Origin of the sequence: Rhodococcus sp. DK176 (assembly GCF_038447315.2) — a bacterium.
GTDB lineage: Bacteria > Actinomycetota > Actinomycetes > Mycobacteriales > Mycobacteriaceae > Rhodococcus_F > Rhodococcus_F jostii_A.
The window spans coordinates 5,145,075-5,160,791 of the sequence record NZ_CP118321.2; the positions used below are offsets into that span (position 1 = coordinate 5,145,075).

A 15,717-nucleotide genomic window follows, 5' to 3' on the forward strand; every position below is an offset into this window, starting at 1 on the left:
CAAGTGCTCACAGGTGTTCCCCGACATCCGCGGCGGCCAGGGTGATGACCAGCAATGGCACCACTTTCGCCGCCGCGATGCGGTAGTGGTTCCTCGACTCCTGCTCGACGATGCGTGCCCCGCCGAGGGCGCGCAGGTGGTGGTAGAGCTGACCGGGCGAGGTCAGCCCGACCGCGGTCTGCAGTTCGGCCGCGCCGGCGGGACTGCGCAGCAGGGTGCGAACGATCTCGAGGCGGGTCGGATGTCCCAGGGCGGCGAGCACGTTCGATACGGCGGTGGGGGACAGGTCGAGGGTTGCAGCGGCGTCGTAGCGGATCGTCCATTGGATCTCGCCGCCCAGGTCGACGGTGCCCTGATACCCGATCTGCCCGATGCTCTCGCCGACGTCGGGTGTCGGGGTTTTGGCGGGCCGGGCCGATTCGAGGGCGTGGACGCGCGCCTCGAGGTCGGCGAGCCGGGCGTCGTACTCGTCGTTCACACGGCACAACTTAGCTGCGACGTCGTGTCGGGATCGGTCATCGCCTCGAGAAGCAGCTGCTGGTGCGCGAAATTCCCGCCGATGACGTTCAGGTAGTCCTCGCTCGACAGGTTCGACGTCAGCAGCACCGCGGTGGCGACGGTGCCGTCGGGACGTCGGATCGTCATCGCCTCGGTGACCACTCCGGGAAGGTTGCCGCCCTTGAAACCCAGCCCGTCCAACCCGGGCGGGGCGGGCTGCCATTCGAGTGTTCGGCGTGCGACGTCGGAGCCGGGTCCGAAGTCGCCGCTCGCGATCGCGTGGTGCAGTGCGGCGAGGCCCGAGGCCGTACCCGTCACCCCGGACTCCTGCACCCGGGCCGTGACCGCGGGGAAGTCATCGCCGGGCGACATCCGCATCACCTGTTCGCGGTAGGCGCCGTCGTGTGCGTAGCGCTGGGCGGCGTCCCACCGGGCATCCCGCGACATCGCCGGATCGAGGAGGGCGATGGTGGAGCCCAGCAGGGTCGGGACTTCGAGGTCGTCCCAGCCGCCCTGCGCGGCGGCGTCGGCGAGGGCGGTGTCGCCGAGTCGGTCGCGCAGATAGTCGGGGACGGCGTTGTCGCTCTCCTGGATCATCGCGGTCACCATCTGCTCGAGCGTGACGGTGGCGTCGGGTTCGGTGACGCCGAGCCGCTCCAGGGCCTTCGGGTGGGTGCCGCCGTCGGTGTTCGGGAGGTACCAGCGTTCCCACTCCGACAGCGGTACCGGTTCGGCCGGGTCGAGTTCACCCGACGCGACGGCCCGGGCGTAGGCGGCCAGGTGCACCACCTTGATCGCGGACGCCAGCGGAACGGTGTCGCCGGGGCGGTGCTCGACCGTTCGGCCGCGACCGTCGTCGACGACGAAGGCGACGTCGTCGGGGTGCGAGCCGACGTACCCGACCCATCCGGAGGCGGTCGTGATGTCGGCGGGTGGCAGCGGTGCGCACACGGCCGGCGGCGCTGCCTGCTCGTCGGAGGAGGCAGTCGGTGCCGTCGGTGCTGCACGCGCCCAGGCTCACCGCGACCGCGACTGCTGCTGTGAGCGTGCTCAGCTTCCTGGTCATCGAGAAGATCCCTCCACCTGTGGAAGTTCGATAATTCGGAATTGCGGAATTATAGAAGTACAGTATCGCGAACCGGTAGGACTGTCGAGACCGCACGCTCCGAACGTCCCGTTCGGCGCGGCCCGTAGGCTGACACCCGTGCGCGTACTCGTTATCGGCTCCGGAGCCCGTGAACATGCCCTCCTTCTCGCCCTCGCTCGCGATCCGGGTGTCAGTGCCCTGATGTGCGCGCCCGGCAACGCCGGGATCGGCAAGATCGCCGAGCAGCACCCCGTCGACATCGCGTCCGGGGAGGCGGTGGCCGCCCTCGCGAAGAAGCTCGACGCCGACCTCGTCGTGGTGGGGCCCGAGGTCCCGCTGGTGCTGGGTGTCGCGGACGCCGTCCGCGCGGCAGGCATCGCCTGCTTCGGCCCGTCGGCCGACGCCGCGCGCATCGAGGGTTCCAAGGCGTTCGCCAAGGACGTCATGGCCGCCGCCGGTGTGAAGACCGCGCACAGCGAGATCGTCGACTCGCCCGCCAAGCTGGACGAGGCGCTCGACCGCTTCGGACCCAACTGGGTGGTCAAGGACGACGGCCTCGCGGCAGGCAAGGGTGTCGTGGTCACCACCGATCGGGACGCCGCCCGCGATCACGCGGCCGAACTGCTCGAGAACGGTCACCCCGTTCTCCTCGAATCCTTCCTCGACGGTCCCGAGGTGTCGCTGTTCTGCGTCGTCGACGGCGAGACCGTCGTGCCGCTGCTGCCTGCCCAGGACCATAAGCGCGTCGGCGACGGCGACACCGGACCCAACACCGGCGGCATGGGCGCCTACACGCCGCTGCCGTGGCTGCCCGAGCAGACCGTGACCCAGATCGTCGACGACGTCGTGAAGCCGGTCGCGGCCGAGCTCGTCGCCCGGGGCAGCGCCTTCAGCGGCCTGCTGTATGCCGGTCTGGCGATCGGCAAGGACGGCCCCGCCGTGGTCGAGTTCAACTGCCGCTTCGGCGACCCCGAGACGCAGGCGGTCCTCGCGCTGCTGAAGAGCCCGCTCGGCGAACTGCTGAACGCCGCGGCCACCGGAACGCTCGATCAGGTCGCGCCGCTCGAATGGCAGGACGGCTCGGCGGTGACCGTCGTGGTCGCGGCCGAGCACTACCCGGCCACCCCGCGCACCGGTGACGTGATCACCGGCGCCGACGGTGACGGTGTCCTCCACGCAGGCACGAAACTCGTCGACGATCAGGTGGTCTCCGCCGGCGGACGCGTGCTCAGCGTGGTCGGAGTCGGAGCCGACCTCGACGCGGCGCGCGCGGATGCGTACTCCAAGATCTCCGCGATCAAGCTGCCGGGAAGCCACTTCCGCAAGGACATCGGACTGGCCGCTGTCGAGGGACGCATCGCCATTCCCTGAGGTCGAGGCACTCCGACGACTGACAGGCGTGCACCCCCGGAAGATCCGGGGGTGCACGCCTGTCTCGTCACCTCAGCGGGCGGTCCATCCTCCGTCGATCGTGTAGGAGGCGCCGGTGACCATGCCTGCGTCGGCGGATGCGAGCCACGCGACGAGGGACGCCACCTCCGACGGTTCCACCAGTCGCTTGATCGCGCTCTCGGTGAGCATCACCTTTTCGATCACGTCGGCCTCGCTGATGCCGTGCACCTGTGCCTGATCCGCGATCTGCTTCTGCACCAACGGTGTCAGCACGTAACCGGGATTGACGCAGTTGCTGGTGACGCCGTGCGGACCGCCCTCGAGCGCCGTCACCTTCGACAGTCCCTCGAGTCCGTGCTTGGCGGTGACGTATGCGGCTTTGAACGGCGATGCGCGGAGCCCGTGCACGGACGAGACGTTGATAATGCGCCCGAATCCCGTGGAATACATGTGCGGCAGCGCGGCACGGATCAGCAGGAACGGTGCCTCGACCATCAGCGTCTGAATGCGCCGGAAGTCCTCGGGGCGGAATTCCTCGATGGGACTGATGGTTTGGATCCCGGCGTTGTTGACGAGGATGTCGGTCTCGAGCCGCAGTTCGGTGAGCGGATCGGTGTCGAGGAGATCGACGTGCCACGCGGTTCCGTCGATCTCGTCGGCGAGACTCTTGGCGGCAACGTCGTCGAGGTCGGCGACCGTGACGTGGGCTCCGCGTGCGGCGAGCGTCCGGGCGCAGGCCGCGCCGATCCCGCTGGCGCCGCCGGTGACGAGCGCGGTGCGTCCGGTCAGGTTCTGCTCGGTCATGCGGGGACCCCGTCCTTCGCGCCGGCAGCCTTCTCGTCCGCCAGGATCTGGGCGTCCGCCTCGTCGATCGATTCGAGCGAGATGCCCTTGGTCTCCCGGGCGACGATCACGGCGACGACGGTGACGAGGCACGCGATCGCCAGGTAGATCGCAATCGGAACGGACGAGTCGTACTTGCTGAGCAGGCTGGCGGCGATGATCGGCGCCAACGAACCGGCCACGATCGACGTCACCTGGTAGCCGAGCGAGACACCCGAATACCGCATGCGGGTCGGGAACATCTCGGCCATGATCGCGGGCTGACCGGCGTACATGAAGGCGTGGAACACCAGGCCGATGATGATCGCTCCGAGGATGACGGCGTTGTGCCCGCTGTTCATCATCGGGAAGGCGAAGAAGCCCCACGTGCCCGCGGTCACCGCGCCGATCATGTAGACGGGGCGTCGGCCGATGGTGTCGGAGAGTCGCCCGACGAGCGGGATCACCGCGAAGTGCACGGCGTGCGCGATCAGCATCCACCAGAGGATCTGCGCGGTGTCCGTGTGGACGACCACCTTGAGGTAGGTGATCGAGAACGTGACCACCAGGTAGTACATGACGTTCTCACCGAAACGCAGGCCCATCGCCGTCAGCACGCCGCGGGGGTAGCGCTTGAGCACCTCGAAGACGCTGAACGACGTCTCCTTGATGTGTTCCGCTTCCTTCTGCGCCTGGATGAAGATCGGGGCGTCGGTGACCTTCGTGCGGATGTAGTAGCCGACGAGGACGATCACGGCCGACAGCCAGAACGCCACGCGCCAGCCCCAGCTGAGGAACGCCGCATCGGACAGCGTGGTCGTCAGGATCAGCAGGACGACGGTCGCGACGAGGTTGCCCGCAGGCACGCCGGCCTGCGGCCACGACGACCAGAAGCCGCGGGAGCGGTTCGGGCTGTGCTCGGCGACCAGCAGCACGGCGCCACCCCACTCGCCGCCGACGGCGAATCCCTGGATGAAGCGGAGAGTGACGAGCAGGGCAGGGGCCCAGTACCCGATCTGGTTGTACGTGGGCAGGCAGCCCATCAGGAACGTGGCCGCGCCGACGAGGAGCAGGCTGAACTGGAGCAGTTGCTTGCGGCCGAACTTGTCGCCGAAGTGACCGAAGACGATGCCGCCGAGAGGCCGGGCGACGAAGCCGACGGCGTAGGTCACGAACGCCGCGATGATCGCGTCGAGTTCGTTGCCGCCGGCAGCGAAGAACACCTTGCTGAACACCAGCGTCGCCGCGGTCCCGTATAGGAAGAACTCGTACCACTCGACGACGGTGCCGGCCATCGATGCGCCGACAACCTTCTTCAGCCCGGACGGCGGGGCTTCCTTCACGTGCGATGTTTCGTCGACGTTCATCTGTCGCTCCTCGTTACACTCCGCACCCCGTTGTGACTGGGGACACAGTTCGTTGGTCCTGCCGAGTATTGATGCATATTTGTGCGCACACAATGACGCAACCTGCAGTCGGCATGTGCAAATATGCAGAAGTGACCTCCGGAACAGCCCTGCCCAGCGCCGACGACCTGCTCGTACTGCTGGCAGTGGGGCGCACCGGCCGCTTCAACACCGCCGCCGACGACCTGGGTGTCAACCACACGACCATCTCGCGTCGGATCGCGAGTCTGGAGAAAAGCCTCGGCGGCCGGGTGCTGGTGAAGGCCGCGGGCGGGTGGGAACTCACCGACCTCGGGCGGCAGGCCTTGACCGCGGCCGAGCGTGTGGAGGCCGCCGTCCACGGACTCGTCGCCGAACCCGGTCGCGCCGACCACCTGAAGGGCGTGGTCCGGGTATCGGCGACCGATGGGTTCAGCGCCTACATCGCGGCACCCGCCGGCGCACTGATCCGCAGCAGGCACCCCGAGGTGTCCGTGGAGATCGTCGCGATCACCCGCCGGGCCTCGCAACATCGCTCGGGCCTCGACATCGAGATCGTCGTGGGCAAGCCGCAGGTACACAGGGCGGAGGCGCTGTGGCTGGCCGACTACACCCTCGGCCTGTACGGCGCGAAGTCGTACCTGTCCGCGCACGGCACCCCCAGACAGGTGGGTGATCTGGCCGATCATTCACTCGTCTACTTCATCGACTCGATGCTGCAGGTCGACGAACTCGACCTCGCGCGCCGCCTCACCGTCTCGATGCGCGAATCGGTGACGTCGACCAACGTGTTCGTGCACGTCGAGGCCACCCGGGCGTCGGCGGGTATCGGATTGCTGCCGTGCTTCATGGCCGACCGCCACGACGACCTCGTGCGGGTGCTGCCCGGGCAGGTCGAGGCCACGCTGGCGTACTGGCTCGTGGCGCGCCCCGAGTCGTTGCGCCGACCGGAGGTCGCGGCGGTGGTGGGGGCGATCCGGGAGACGGTGGAGTCGCAGCGGGACGCGTTGGCGGGGCAGTGAGCGCGTCACGCTAGCGTCAAGGGGTGCGTCCCGAATCCCAGCGGTCCAACATCCAGACCTTCCACGTGATGGACGTGTGGAAGGCGGCCACCGAACGTCAGCGCACTCACGGTGACGTGCTGACGCTCGCGGCGGGGCAGCCGTCCACTCCCGCTCCGCAGCCGGTTCTCCGCGCGACGCGGGAAGTGCTCGACGGACACCTTCTCGGCTACACGGAGACGTTCGGCATTCTGCCGTTGCGGGAGGCGATCGCCGGATACCACTCCGCCAAGTCCGGCATCGACGTCGACGCCGAGGACGTCGTCGTGACCACCGGATCCTCGGGTGCGTTCACGCTGCTGTTCCTCGCCGCGTTCGACGTCGGCGACACCGTCGTGGTGGCCCGCCCCGGCTACCCGGCCTACCGGAACACGCTCGCCGCGCTCGGCTGTACCGTCATCGAGATCGACTGCGGAGCGGACACCCGGTTCCAACCGACGGTCGCGATGCTCGAGGCTCTGCCCGAGCCGCCGGCCGGACTGATCGTCGCGAGCCCCGCCAACCCGACCGGCACCGTCATCGACCCCGACGAACTGGCCGCGCTCGCCCGCTGGTGCGACGACCACGGGACGCTGCTGATCTCCGACGAGATCTATCACGGCATCGGATACGGCGAGCAGGCGATGACCAGCTCGTGGGAGACGTCGCGCGAATCCGTCGTCGTCGGGTCGGTGTCCAAGTACTTCTCGATGACGGGCTGGCGGCTGGGCTGGATGCTGGTCCCCGAGGGGCTGCGTCGCCCGTTGCAACGGCTCGCGTCGAACATGACGGTGTGCCCGCCCGCAATCTCCCAGTATGCGGCGATCGCCGCGTTCACCGAGGAGTCGAGGGTCGAGCTCGACGGCCACGTCCAGCGCTACGCCGTCAACCGGGAGCTGTTGCTCACCGGACTCCCGGAACTGGGTATCACCGACCTGGCGCCCGCCGACGGCGCGTTCTACGTGTACGCCGACATCGGGCACCTGCTCGGCGGATCCCACGGCGCGACGTCGACGGAATGGTGTTCGCGACTGCTGCAGGACACCGGTCTGGCGCTGGCCCCGGGCATCGATTTCGACACCGTCCACGGCGACCGGACGGTCCGGCTGTCGTTCGCCGGGTCCACCGCCGAGGTCCGGGAATCGCTGGTGCGACTGGGTCGCTGGCTGTAGGCGGAGTTTCCCGGCCACGGCTCTTGCGGCGCCGCCGCAGCAGTTGTTCGATGGACTTGGGCGCACTGCGTGTTCGGGCGTGCCAGGCAAGGAGAACGGCGATGCTGTACGTCGCGTTGTTCGCATTCGTGTTGTGGGTCCTGTGCTTCGCCGACGCCATCACCACCGACGACGACCAGTTCCGGAACCTCTCGAAGGAGGGCTGGCTGGTGATCGTGCTGCTGCTTCCGCTCATCGGGTCGGTGTTGTGGCTCGTCGTCGGACGGCCGCAGAAGGACCCGGGTGATCAGCTGCCCGCCGACCCGGAGGAGGCCGAGTTCGTGCGGCGATGCCGGGAACGTGCCGAGGAGCAGCGCCGGGAAGGTTTCCACGGGCGCGACCAGGAGTAGAAGGCCTACACTGTGGCTAGGATTACAGTGTTACACACCGGCCCTGAGGCGACGACATGAGCGACATCAGTCATCCACAGCCACCCGTTCCCGGCGGAGTCCGCATCGGGACCGTGGAACGGGAGCAAGCCGCGGCGGCACTCGCCGAACATTTCGCAGCCGGACGGCTCGAGACCGACGAGTTCGACGCGAGGGTCCGCCAGGCGTACCTCGCCAAGACCGCCGCCGACCTCACGCCGCTGTTCGCGGACCTTCCGGACAAGCAGCGCTTCGTGCCCGAACCCGATCGCGTGCGACGTGATCCGGGACGGGAGGCGGCCGCGCTGCGGACGCTCGTGTTCGTGGTGGCCGTGCTCGCCGCGATCCTGTGGGTCGCCCTGGTCCGCGTCCCCCCGCTCGTCTTCCTGCCCATCGTCTGGCTCGTGCTGGCCCGGCGGGGCCTCGGCAGGCGGTCGTGCCGGGCGTGGTGACGGGCTGACACAGCTCTGTGCTCCGAAGTGAAAACTACCGCGAGGTCGGTTGTCGCTCCCGTACTCTGACAGGCAGGTCCACGCCGTCGAGCGATCGAGGAGCCACGATGACCACCAGAATTGTGCGATGTGCGAGCCTGATCCCGGTTGTCGCGGCCTCCGCGTTGCTGCTGGGCGGGTGCGGTTCCGACAGCAGCGACACCTCGTCGACATCTGCCAGTGCCACGGCGTCGGCCACGGCCACGACTGCAGCGCCGACGACTACGGGCACCGCGGTGGCGTCGGCGGTCACCAAGCAGCAGGCGGAGCAGATCGCTGTCGCGACGGTCCCGGGTGGCACGGTCGCGAACTCCGAGGAACAACAGCGAGACGGTAAGACGGTGTGGCACGTCCACATCCGCGACACACGGGGCTACGACTACGACGTGAATGTCGACGCGGCGACCGGCGCGGTGGTGCCCGACAGTCAGAACAGGGAGACCACCGCGACACCCGCACCCGCGCCCCCCGCCGGCGGGGCGGTCACCCAGCAGCAGGCGGAGCAGATCGCGGTCGCGACCGTCCCGGGTGGCACGGTCGCGAACGCCGAGCAGCAGCAGCGGGACGGTAAGACGGTGTGGCACATTCACATCCGCGACACCAAGGGCTGGGATTACGACGTGAACGTCGACGCGTCGACCGGAGCCGTCCTTCCCGACAACTGACCGCAGTGGGTAGAACGACCCATGTTCCGCCCGGGCGGGATGGGTGAATCTGCCGATGCCCGGGTGGTGACCTGGCTTTAGCGTCGAAGGCATGGTCACCACGTCAGTTCTCGTGCCGCGCTCCGACTTCCAGCGGTGGGCCGCCCGTGCGGGCGCAGCGGGACCTCTGCTGTTCACCGCGGGGTTCGTCGCCCAGGAGACATTCCTCCGGGACGACTACAGCCCGATCGCCGACCCGATCAGCGCTCTCGAGGCGGACCCGAGTGGGTGGATCCAGCAGCTGAACTTCCTGGCTTTCGCTGCGCTACTGCTGATCTTCGCGGCCGGACTGCACCGCGGCATCGCGGCGACGCGCTTCGGCTGGGTGGGACCGGCCCTGCTCGGCACGGCAGCGGTCGGGCTGACCCTCGCCGCCGTGTTCCCGTTGCGTGAGGATCAGGCCGGGGTGGCCTACGACCCGGGCCATCATGTGATCTCGGGGGTGACGTTCTTCTCCTGCAGTGCCCTGGCCCTGGTGGTGCTGTCGCGCCGGTTCGCCGCCGATCCGCGGTGGCGTTGCCTGGCGCGGTACACCGCGGTCGCCGGGGTGCTCGGATTGGGATGCTTCGTGATGCTGGGCCGGTTCGCGATGCCGGAGGGTGCCCCACTGCACGACGTCGCCGGACTTCTCCAGCGATTCACGCTTCTCGCCGTGACGTTCCCGGCGCTGGTGACGATCGCCCTGCGGCTCCGTCGCCTCGCCTGCCGGCCCCCGTATCTCATCCGGTCGTGAAGGCCGGCATCTGTACTCGCGCGAGGCCCTCGTGTCGTAGCGCCGGCCGGCTTCTCGAGAAAGCCGACCGTCACGGCCAGTTCGATCCGTCGTCCGCCCGGACGCTATCGGTCCTCCGGCACGGTCAGGGTTCCGCAGCTGAAGTCGGGTCCGAGGTCCAGTTGCGGCACCCCGGGGACGTTCGGGGACGGGCACGCCGCGGCGGTGTGCGCGGCCGCGGACGACGTCTCCGGATCCGGTGCGGAGCCGCACGCCGACACGAGGGCCATCGGCGCCGTCGCCGCACATCCCAGGGCCGGCATCCGCACCGACACCCGCACGGTTCCGACGCTACGCGGGCGGGCTCCACCGCCCACATACTTCACGGTCTGTCGTCCAATTTGCCCTGGTGCGGCACCCGCGGCTGGCAGGATGAATTGGTGTCATCTGCGGCAACTCCGAAGGGCGAACGGCGCCGACAGGCGCTGGTCGAGGCTGCCGCCGATCTGTTGCTCGAGGGCGGATTCGACGCGGTCCGGCACCGCTCGGTGGCCACCCGCGCCGACCTTCCGCTCGCGTCGACCACCTACTATTTCGAGTCGCTGGACGACCTGATCGCGAAGGCCGTCGAATGCAACGGCAACCGCGATCTCGCGGTCATGCGCAGCCGCGTCGACGACGTCACGCACCGGCGGCGCGGCCGCGAATCCACCGTCGATCTCCTCCTCGACCTACTCGTCGGACCGGCCCTGATCAGTGAGGACTGCCGCGAGAGGCTGATCTCCCGGTACGAGCGGTTCACGGCCTGCGCGCGTCGCCCCGAACTGCGCGAGGTGCAGTTGCGGTTGCGCGCGCAACTCGACGACATACTCACCGAGGCCCTGCGACGCTCCGACCGCGACGTCCGGCAGGAGCAATTACGGCGGCTCGTCGCCGTCGTCGACGGAGCCCTGGTGACCGCGCTCGGCGAACACGACCCCGACCTGCGGGCCCTCGCCCGGGCCATGCTGCTCGACGTCGTCGACGTCGTCGCGCCCGCCCTGGACCGGCCGGACCACGTCGAGCTGTAGCACCGCCGTAAACTGAGGACTCGTGAGCCGCATCCCGAACGTCCTTGCCAACCGTTACGCCAGCCCCGAACTCGTCGAGTTGTGGTCGCCCGAGCACAAGATCGTCCTCGAGCGTCAGCTGTGGCTCGCCGTGCTGCGTGCCCAGGCGGAACTCGGGATCGACGTGCCTGCCGAGGCGCTCGCCGACTACGAGCGGGTGCTCGAGCAGGTGGACCTCGACTCCATCGCCGACCGTGAGCGCGTCACGCGCCACGACGTGAAGGCCCGCATCGAGGAGTTCAACGCGCTCGCCGGGCACGAGCAGGTTCACAAGGGACTGACCAGCCGCGACCTCACCGAGAACGTCGAGCAGTTGCAGATCCTGCGGTCGCTCGAGCACGTCCACGCGCACGGTGTCGCGGTCGCGGCCCGGCTGGCCGAGCGGGCCGCCGAGTACGGCAGCCTCGTCATGGCAGGCCGGTCGCACAACGTCGCGGCGCAGGCCACCACGCTGGGCAAGCGGTTCGCGTCGGCCGCCGACGAACTGCTCGTCGCGCTCACCCGGCTGCGCGAGCTGATCGACCGCTACCCGCTGCGCGGCATCAAGGGACCTATGGGCACCGCGCAGGACATGCTCGACCTCCTCGACGGTGACGCGTCCAAGCTGGAGGCGCTGGAGCAGAAGGTCGCCGAGCACCTCGGCTTCTCCCACGTGTTCACGAGCGTCGGCCAGGTGTACCCGCGGTCGCTGGACCACGACGTGCTGTCCGCGCTGGTGCAGGTGGCGGCCGGGCCGTCGTCGTTCGCGCACACCATCCGCCTGATGGCCGGCCACGAACTGGTCACCGAGGGGTTCCAGCCCGGCCAGGTCGGGTCGTCCGCGATGCCGCACAAGATGAACACCCGTTCCTGCGAGCGCGTCAACGGACTGCAGGTCGTGCTGCGCGGATACGCGTCCATGGCCGCCGAGCTCGCGGGCGCGCAGTGGAACGAGGGCGACGTGTTCTGCTCGGTGGTGCGCCGCGTCGCGCTGCCGGACGCATTCTTCGCGATCGACGGACTGATCGAGACGTTCCTGACGGTGCTCGCCGAATTCGGCGCCTACCCCGCCGTCATCGAGAAGGAACTCACCCGGTACCTGCCGTTCCTCGCCACGACCAAGGTCCTGATGGCTCTGGTGCGGGCAGGAGTTGGCCGGGAGACGGCGCACGAGGTCATCAAGGAACACGCCGTCGCCGTCGCGCTGGCGATGCGCGAGGAGGGCAGGGAACCCGACCTCCTCGACCGCCTGGCCGCCGACGACCGCCTGCCCCTCGACCGGGCCGCCCTCGACGAGGCCCTTGCCGACAAGAAGGCGTTCATCGGTGCCGCCGAGGCGCAGGTCGCCACGGTCGTCGCGCAGGTGCAGAAGCTCGTCGACGCCGACCCCGAGGCGGCCGCGTACCAGCCGTCCCCGATCCTGTAGGCGGCTTCGCCGCCCGTGCGTGGTTAACGAGTGCAGGCACTCGTCAACCACGCACAAGCACCGGAGGTGCCTATCCCGTGAACTGCATTTTCTGCGAGATCGTGTCGGGCCGATCCGACGCCAGCGTCGTGCACGAGGACGACGACGTGATGGCGTTCATGGACATCCGGCCGTGGACGTCCGGACACCTGCTGGTGGTCCCGAAGCGGCACGCGAGCGGGCTCGCCGACCTCGACCCGGGCGACGGCGCGGCGGTGTTCGCGGTGGGACAGCGCATCGCGACCGCACTGCGTCACGGGCCGATGCGCGCCCAGGGCGTCAACCTGTTCCTGGCCGACGGGATCGCCGCCGGCCAGGAGGTCTTCCACGTCCACCTGCACGTCGTCCCCCGGACGGCCGGCGACGGGTTCGGGTTGCGCGGAATGCCGAAGTCGCCGAGCCGGATCGCGCTCGATCAGACGGCGGGCGTCATCCGTTCCTCCCTCGCCTGACGTGAGTGGCAAAGCGTGCGGGAGCACACTTTGTCACTCACGTGCGGGGAAGCGAACCTCGCCGGTGGGGCCGTTCTCGTCGAACCGTCGTTCGGTGATGTCGAAGGTGCCGTCCGGCCGGACCCGCAGCAGTGTCGACGCTCGCGTCCCGTAGTCGTCGTAGTGAATGAACCGGGACGACAGGGCGCGTTCGAGTTCGGGTTCGATGCCCGTGTCGGGCAGTGAGTCCCACGGTGCGGGGTCGCTGTCGGAGAGCACGTCGAAGTACGTCCCCGGGTCGGCATCGGGGCCGCCGTCGTCGGCGTCTAGCGCGGCGGCGAACGCCTGCTTGCCGCCGGTCACCTTCGGCCACGGCGTGTCGAGTTCGGCGTTGGAGAGGCCGTGGACGCCGGGTTCCACCCGCTGCTGCCTGCCGTGGGGCCGGTTGGTGGCCCAACGCAGTTCCGTGGGGTCGCCGACGAGCAGGTTGAAACTGCCGTACTCGGCGCCGGTCGCGGCCACCTGTTCGGCGTAGTCGGCGGGGGACAGTCGGCCGCGGAGGTAGTCGACGGGCAGGGCGCCGCGGGACCGTGCCCCGGTCGAGGGGGCGCCGTTGCGAACGTTGGTGACGGCCGCGAATCGCAGGGAGTCGGCAATTCCCATCCAGGTGCCGCCTGCGAGCAGGTCGCGGCCCGCGAGGAACCCGTCGTCCCACCTGCTCAGCGGTTCGGTGGGGCGGGCGTAGAACTCGTCGCGGTTGGCCGCGACGACGAGGGGGAGATCGGGGCGGGTATGCCAGGCGAACAGGACCAGGCACATGCAGACGTCTCCTCGTCACCTCGATCATCCGAATCGCTTTTGCATGCCCGAGCGTAGCCGCCCTCGTAATACCTCTGAAACAGAGCTATATTGTTTTCATGGCACAGAACGAGTCGCCTGCCGAACAGCTCTTCGCCGCAATCGGATTGCTGCGCCGGCACACGCGCCGTCGGGTCGGGCGGCCATGGCCGGAGACCCCGTTGACGGGGTCACAGGTGGAGTTGGTCCGTCTGCTCCGCCGCAGGCCCGGCACGTCCGTAGCGGAGGCCGCGGCGGCTCTGGGACTCGCGGCGAACACGGTCTCCACCCTCGTGCGGCAACTGACCGACGCCGGGCTGGTCGAACGGGTGCGGGACGAGTCCGACCGCCGCGTCGCCCGCCTGGCGCTCACCGACGACGCTCGGGCACAGGTCGAGCGTTGGCGCGACCGCCGCAACATCGAGGTCGCCGCCGCATTCGACGGGCTGAGTGCCGAGGACAGGAAGGCCATCGAATCCGCCATACCCGCCATCACCCGCCTCGCCGGAGCACTCCACCCGGACCAGGCGGGGCCGAGCGATCAGGAGGTCGTCAGATGATGTTTCGCAGGGCGCAGACCGCCGCACGACTGCGGCCCGCAGGCGGCGCGCTGGAACTGTCGCACGTGACCTACTCGTTCGGGGACTACGCCGCGGTGAAGGACCTGAGTCTCGTGATCGAGGCGGGGGAGTGCTTCGGCCTTCTCGGCCCCAACGGGGCGGGGAAGACCACCACGATCCGGCTGCTCAACACGCTTCTCCCACTGCAGGGCGGCGACGTGAGCATCTTCGGGTACGACGTGCGCACCCAGGCCATGGCCGTTCGACGGCTGCTCGGGTATGTGCCGCAACAGTTGTCGATCGAAGGCGCGCTCACCGCCCGTGAGAACGTGTCCTGGTTCGCCCGCCTCTACGACGTACCCCGGCCCGAACGCAGGCGCCGGGTGGACGAGGTGCTGGAGATGGTCGACCTCGCCGATGTCGCCGACCGGGTGGCGTCGAGTTTCTCGGGCGGCATGGTCCGGCGTCTCGAACTCGCGCAGGCGTTGGTCAACCGGCCGTCGTTGCTGGTGCTCGACGAACCGACGGTCGGGCTCGATCCGGTCGCACGGGATTCGGTGTGGACCCGCGTCACCGAGATGCAGAAGCAGTACGGGATGACGGTCCTGCTCACCACCCACTACATGGAAGAGGCCGAGGCGCTGTGTGATCGGGTCGCATTGATGCACCGCGGCGAACTGCGGGCGGTCGGTTCCCCATCGGGACTCGTCGCCGAACTGGGGCCCGACTCGACGCTCGACGACGTCTTCCGCCACTTCACCGGTGACAGTCTCACCGCCGACGAGAAGGGAGGGCTCCGGGATGTCCGCAGCGCCCGCCGCACTGCCCGCCGTATGGGCTGAACCGCCGACCCGGGGTGTGCTCCGGTTGTTGTCGCGGATCGTCACGTTCTGTCTGGTCGAAGTGCAGAAGCTCCGTCACGACCGCACCGAGTTGGTCACCCGGGCGATCCAGCCGATCCTGTGGCTCGTCATCTTCGGGGAGACGTTCAGCCGCATTCGCGCGATCCCGACCGGCGACGTCCCCTACCTGGACTATCTGGCGCCGGGCATCATCGCCCAGTCGGCGCTCTTCGTCGCGATCTTCTACGGCATCCAGATCATCTGGGAACGCGACGCCGGGGTCCTGACCAAACTGCTCGTGACTCCCACTCCGCGTGCGGCTCTCGTGACGGGCAAGGCGTTCGCGGCCGGTGTTCGCGCAGTGGCCCAGGCCGTGGTCGTCGTGGTCGTGGCGGCGCTGCTCGGCGTCGGAATGACGTGGAATCCGGTGCGACTTCTAGGTGTCGTCGCGGTCGTGGTGCTGGGAGCGGCGTTCTTCTCGTGCCTGTCGGTGGCCATCGCCGGGGTGGTGCTCAAACGCGACCGGCTGATGGGGATCGGGCAGGCGATCACGATGCCGCTGTTCTTCGCGTCGAACGCGCTGTACCCGGTGGAATTGATGCCAGGGTGGGTCCAGGCGATCAGCCGCGTGAACCCCCTGAGTTACGAGGTGTCCGCACTCAGGGGGCTGCTGATCGGCCAGCCCACGAACTACTGGCTGGACTTCGGGGTGCTCGTGGCGGCCGCGGTGCTCGGGATCGCCGTCGCGTCCGCGCTGCTGGGGAGACTTTCCCGATAGCGGGGT

19 protein-coding genes are annotated in these 15,717 nt (G+C 68.8%); 13 read left to right on the top strand and 6 right to left on the bottom strand.

The annotated features are described in order from the left end of the window. Positions 1-7: 7 nt before the first annotated feature. Both PSR88_RS24325 and PSR88_RS24330 read right to left on the bottom strand, forming a co-directional pair. Complete coding sequence (locus PSR88_RS24325; protein WP_029539604.1) at positions 8-478, bottom strand: ArsR/SmtB family transcription factor; 471 nt, start codon at positions 476-478, stop codon at positions 8-10. Continuing rightward, complete coding sequence (locus PSR88_RS24330) at positions 475-1,449, bottom strand: serine hydrolase (RefSeq protein ID WP_011597101.1); 975 nt, start codon at positions 1,447-1,449, stop codon at positions 475-477. The genes PSR88_RS24325 and PSR88_RS24330 overlap by 4 nt, the downstream gene beginning before the upstream one ends. A gap of 253 nt (positions 1,450-1,702) precedes the next feature. On the opposite strand from PSR88_RS24330, the gene purD reads away from it, so the two are divergent. Beyond that, entirely contained in the window at positions 1,703-2,956 is a 1,254-nt protein-coding gene (gene purD, locus PSR88_RS24335) for a phosphoribosylamine--glycine ligase (protein ID WP_009477843.1), read from the top strand. Between the two features lie 72 nt (positions 2,957-3,028). Here purD and PSR88_RS24340 read toward each other — a convergent pair whose 3' ends face one another. After that, positions 3,029-3,781 carry a 3-hydroxybutyrate dehydrogenase gene (locus PSR88_RS24340; RefSeq protein ID WP_016883955.1) on the bottom strand — a complete coding sequence of 251 codons (753 nt, stop codon included), beginning with the start codon at positions 3,779-3,781 and terminating at the stop codon, positions 3,029-3,031. Next, positions 3,778-5,166, bottom strand: a complete 1,389-nt coding sequence (locus tag PSR88_RS24345) for an MFS transporter (protein ID WP_009477845.1) — start codon at positions 5,164-5,166, stop codon at positions 3,778-3,780. The genes PSR88_RS24340 and PSR88_RS24345 overlap by 4 nt, the downstream gene beginning before the upstream one ends. 113 nt (positions 5,167-5,279) lie before the next feature. Here PSR88_RS24345 and PSR88_RS24350 point away from each other — a divergent pair, with 113 nt between their 5' ends. The 6 genes from PSR88_RS24350 to PSR88_RS24375 all read left to right on the top strand — a co-directional run bounded on the left by PSR88_RS24350 (position 5,280) and on the right by PSR88_RS24375 (position 9,731). Then, the gene (locus tag PSR88_RS24350; RefSeq protein WP_037197681.1) at positions 5,280-6,206 is read left to right on the top strand and encodes a LysR family transcriptional regulator; all 927 of its coding nucleotides are present in this window, start codon (positions 5,280-5,282) and stop codon (positions 6,204-6,206) included. Between the two features lie 23 nt (positions 6,207-6,229). Beyond that, the gene (locus PSR88_RS24355; protein WP_011597104.1) at positions 6,230-7,396 is read left to right on the top strand and encodes a pyridoxal phosphate-dependent aminotransferase; all 1,167 of its coding nucleotides are present in this window, start codon (positions 6,230-6,232) and stop codon (positions 7,394-7,396) included. Positions 7,397-7,497: 101 nt separating this feature from the next. Continuing rightward, positions 7,498-7,785 carry a PLDc N-terminal domain-containing protein gene (locus PSR88_RS24360; RefSeq protein WP_009477848.1) on the top strand — a complete coding sequence of 96 codons (288 nt, stop codon included), beginning with the start codon at positions 7,498-7,500 and terminating at the stop codon, positions 7,783-7,785. Positions 7,786-7,841: 56 nt separating this feature from the next. Beyond that, complete coding sequence (locus PSR88_RS24365) at positions 7,842-8,255, top strand: DUF1707 domain-containing protein (RefSeq protein ID WP_009477849.1); 414 nt, start codon at positions 7,842-7,844, stop codon at positions 8,253-8,255. 107 nt (positions 8,256-8,362) lie between these two features. Then, entirely contained in the window at positions 8,363-8,959 is a 597-nt protein-coding gene (locus PSR88_RS24370; RefSeq protein ID WP_011597105.1) for a PepSY domain-containing protein, read from the top strand. A 91-nt stretch (positions 8,960-9,050) separates the two neighbouring features. Further along, the gene (locus PSR88_RS24375; protein WP_011597106.1) at positions 9,051-9,731 is read left to right on the top strand and encodes a DUF998 domain-containing protein; all 681 of its coding nucleotides are present in this window, start codon (positions 9,051-9,053) and stop codon (positions 9,729-9,731) included. Between the two features lie 104 nt (positions 9,732-9,835). On the opposite strand, the gene PSR88_RS24380 is transcribed toward PSR88_RS24375, so the two are convergent. Further along, positions 9,836-10,051 carry a hypothetical protein gene (locus PSR88_RS24380; protein ID WP_157180192.1) on the bottom strand — a complete coding sequence of 72 codons (216 nt, stop codon included), beginning with the start codon at positions 10,049-10,051 and terminating at the stop codon, positions 9,836-9,838. Between the two features lie 99 nt (positions 10,052-10,150). Between PSR88_RS24380 and PSR88_RS24385 the strand changes: the two genes are divergently transcribed. From PSR88_RS24385 to PSR88_RS24395, 3 genes are all read left to right on the top strand, one after another. Beyond that, a complete protein-coding gene (locus PSR88_RS24385) occupies positions 10,151-10,780 on the top strand; it encodes a TetR/AcrR family transcriptional regulator (RefSeq protein ID WP_009477853.1) in 630 nt (209 codons plus the stop codon). A 22-nt stretch (positions 10,781-10,802) separates the two neighbouring features. After that, a complete protein-coding gene (purB, locus tag PSR88_RS24390; RefSeq protein ID WP_009477854.1) occupies positions 10,803-12,224 on the top strand; it encodes an adenylosuccinate lyase in 1,422 nt (473 codons plus the stop codon). 77 nt (positions 12,225-12,301) lie between these two features. Beyond that, positions 12,302-12,715 (top strand): HIT family protein, encoded by a 414-nt coding sequence (locus PSR88_RS24395; RefSeq protein ID WP_009477855.1) that lies wholly within the window; start codon positions 12,302-12,304, stop codon positions 12,713-12,715. A 33-nt stretch (positions 12,716-12,748) separates the two neighbouring features. Here the strand turns inward: PSR88_RS24395 and PSR88_RS24400 are convergent, their stop codons facing one another. Continuing rightward, entirely contained in the window at positions 12,749-13,513 is a 765-nt protein-coding gene (locus PSR88_RS24400; protein ID WP_011597107.1) for an NRDE family protein, read from the bottom strand. A gap of 98 nt (positions 13,514-13,611) precedes the next feature. Here PSR88_RS24400 and PSR88_RS24405 point away from each other — a divergent pair, with 98 nt between their 5' ends. The 3 genes from PSR88_RS24405 to PSR88_RS24415 are packed head-to-tail and all read left to right on the top strand — an operon-like array spanning position 13,612 to position 15,711. After that, a complete protein-coding gene (locus PSR88_RS24405; protein WP_009477857.1) occupies positions 13,612-14,091 on the top strand; it encodes a MarR family winged helix-turn-helix transcriptional regulator in 480 nt (159 codons plus the stop codon). Continuing rightward, complete coding sequence (locus PSR88_RS24410; protein WP_016883953.1) at positions 14,088-14,933, top strand: ABC transporter ATP-binding protein; 846 nt, start codon at positions 14,088-14,090, stop codon at positions 14,931-14,933. The genes PSR88_RS24405 and PSR88_RS24410 overlap by 4 nt, the downstream gene beginning before the upstream one ends. Further along, a complete protein-coding gene (locus tag PSR88_RS24415) occupies positions 14,893-15,711 on the top strand; it encodes an ABC transporter permease (protein ID WP_016883952.1) in 819 nt (272 codons plus the stop codon). Before PSR88_RS24410 ends, PSR88_RS24415 begins: the two co-directional genes overlap by 41 nt. Positions 15,712-15,717: the final 6 nt, after the last annotated feature.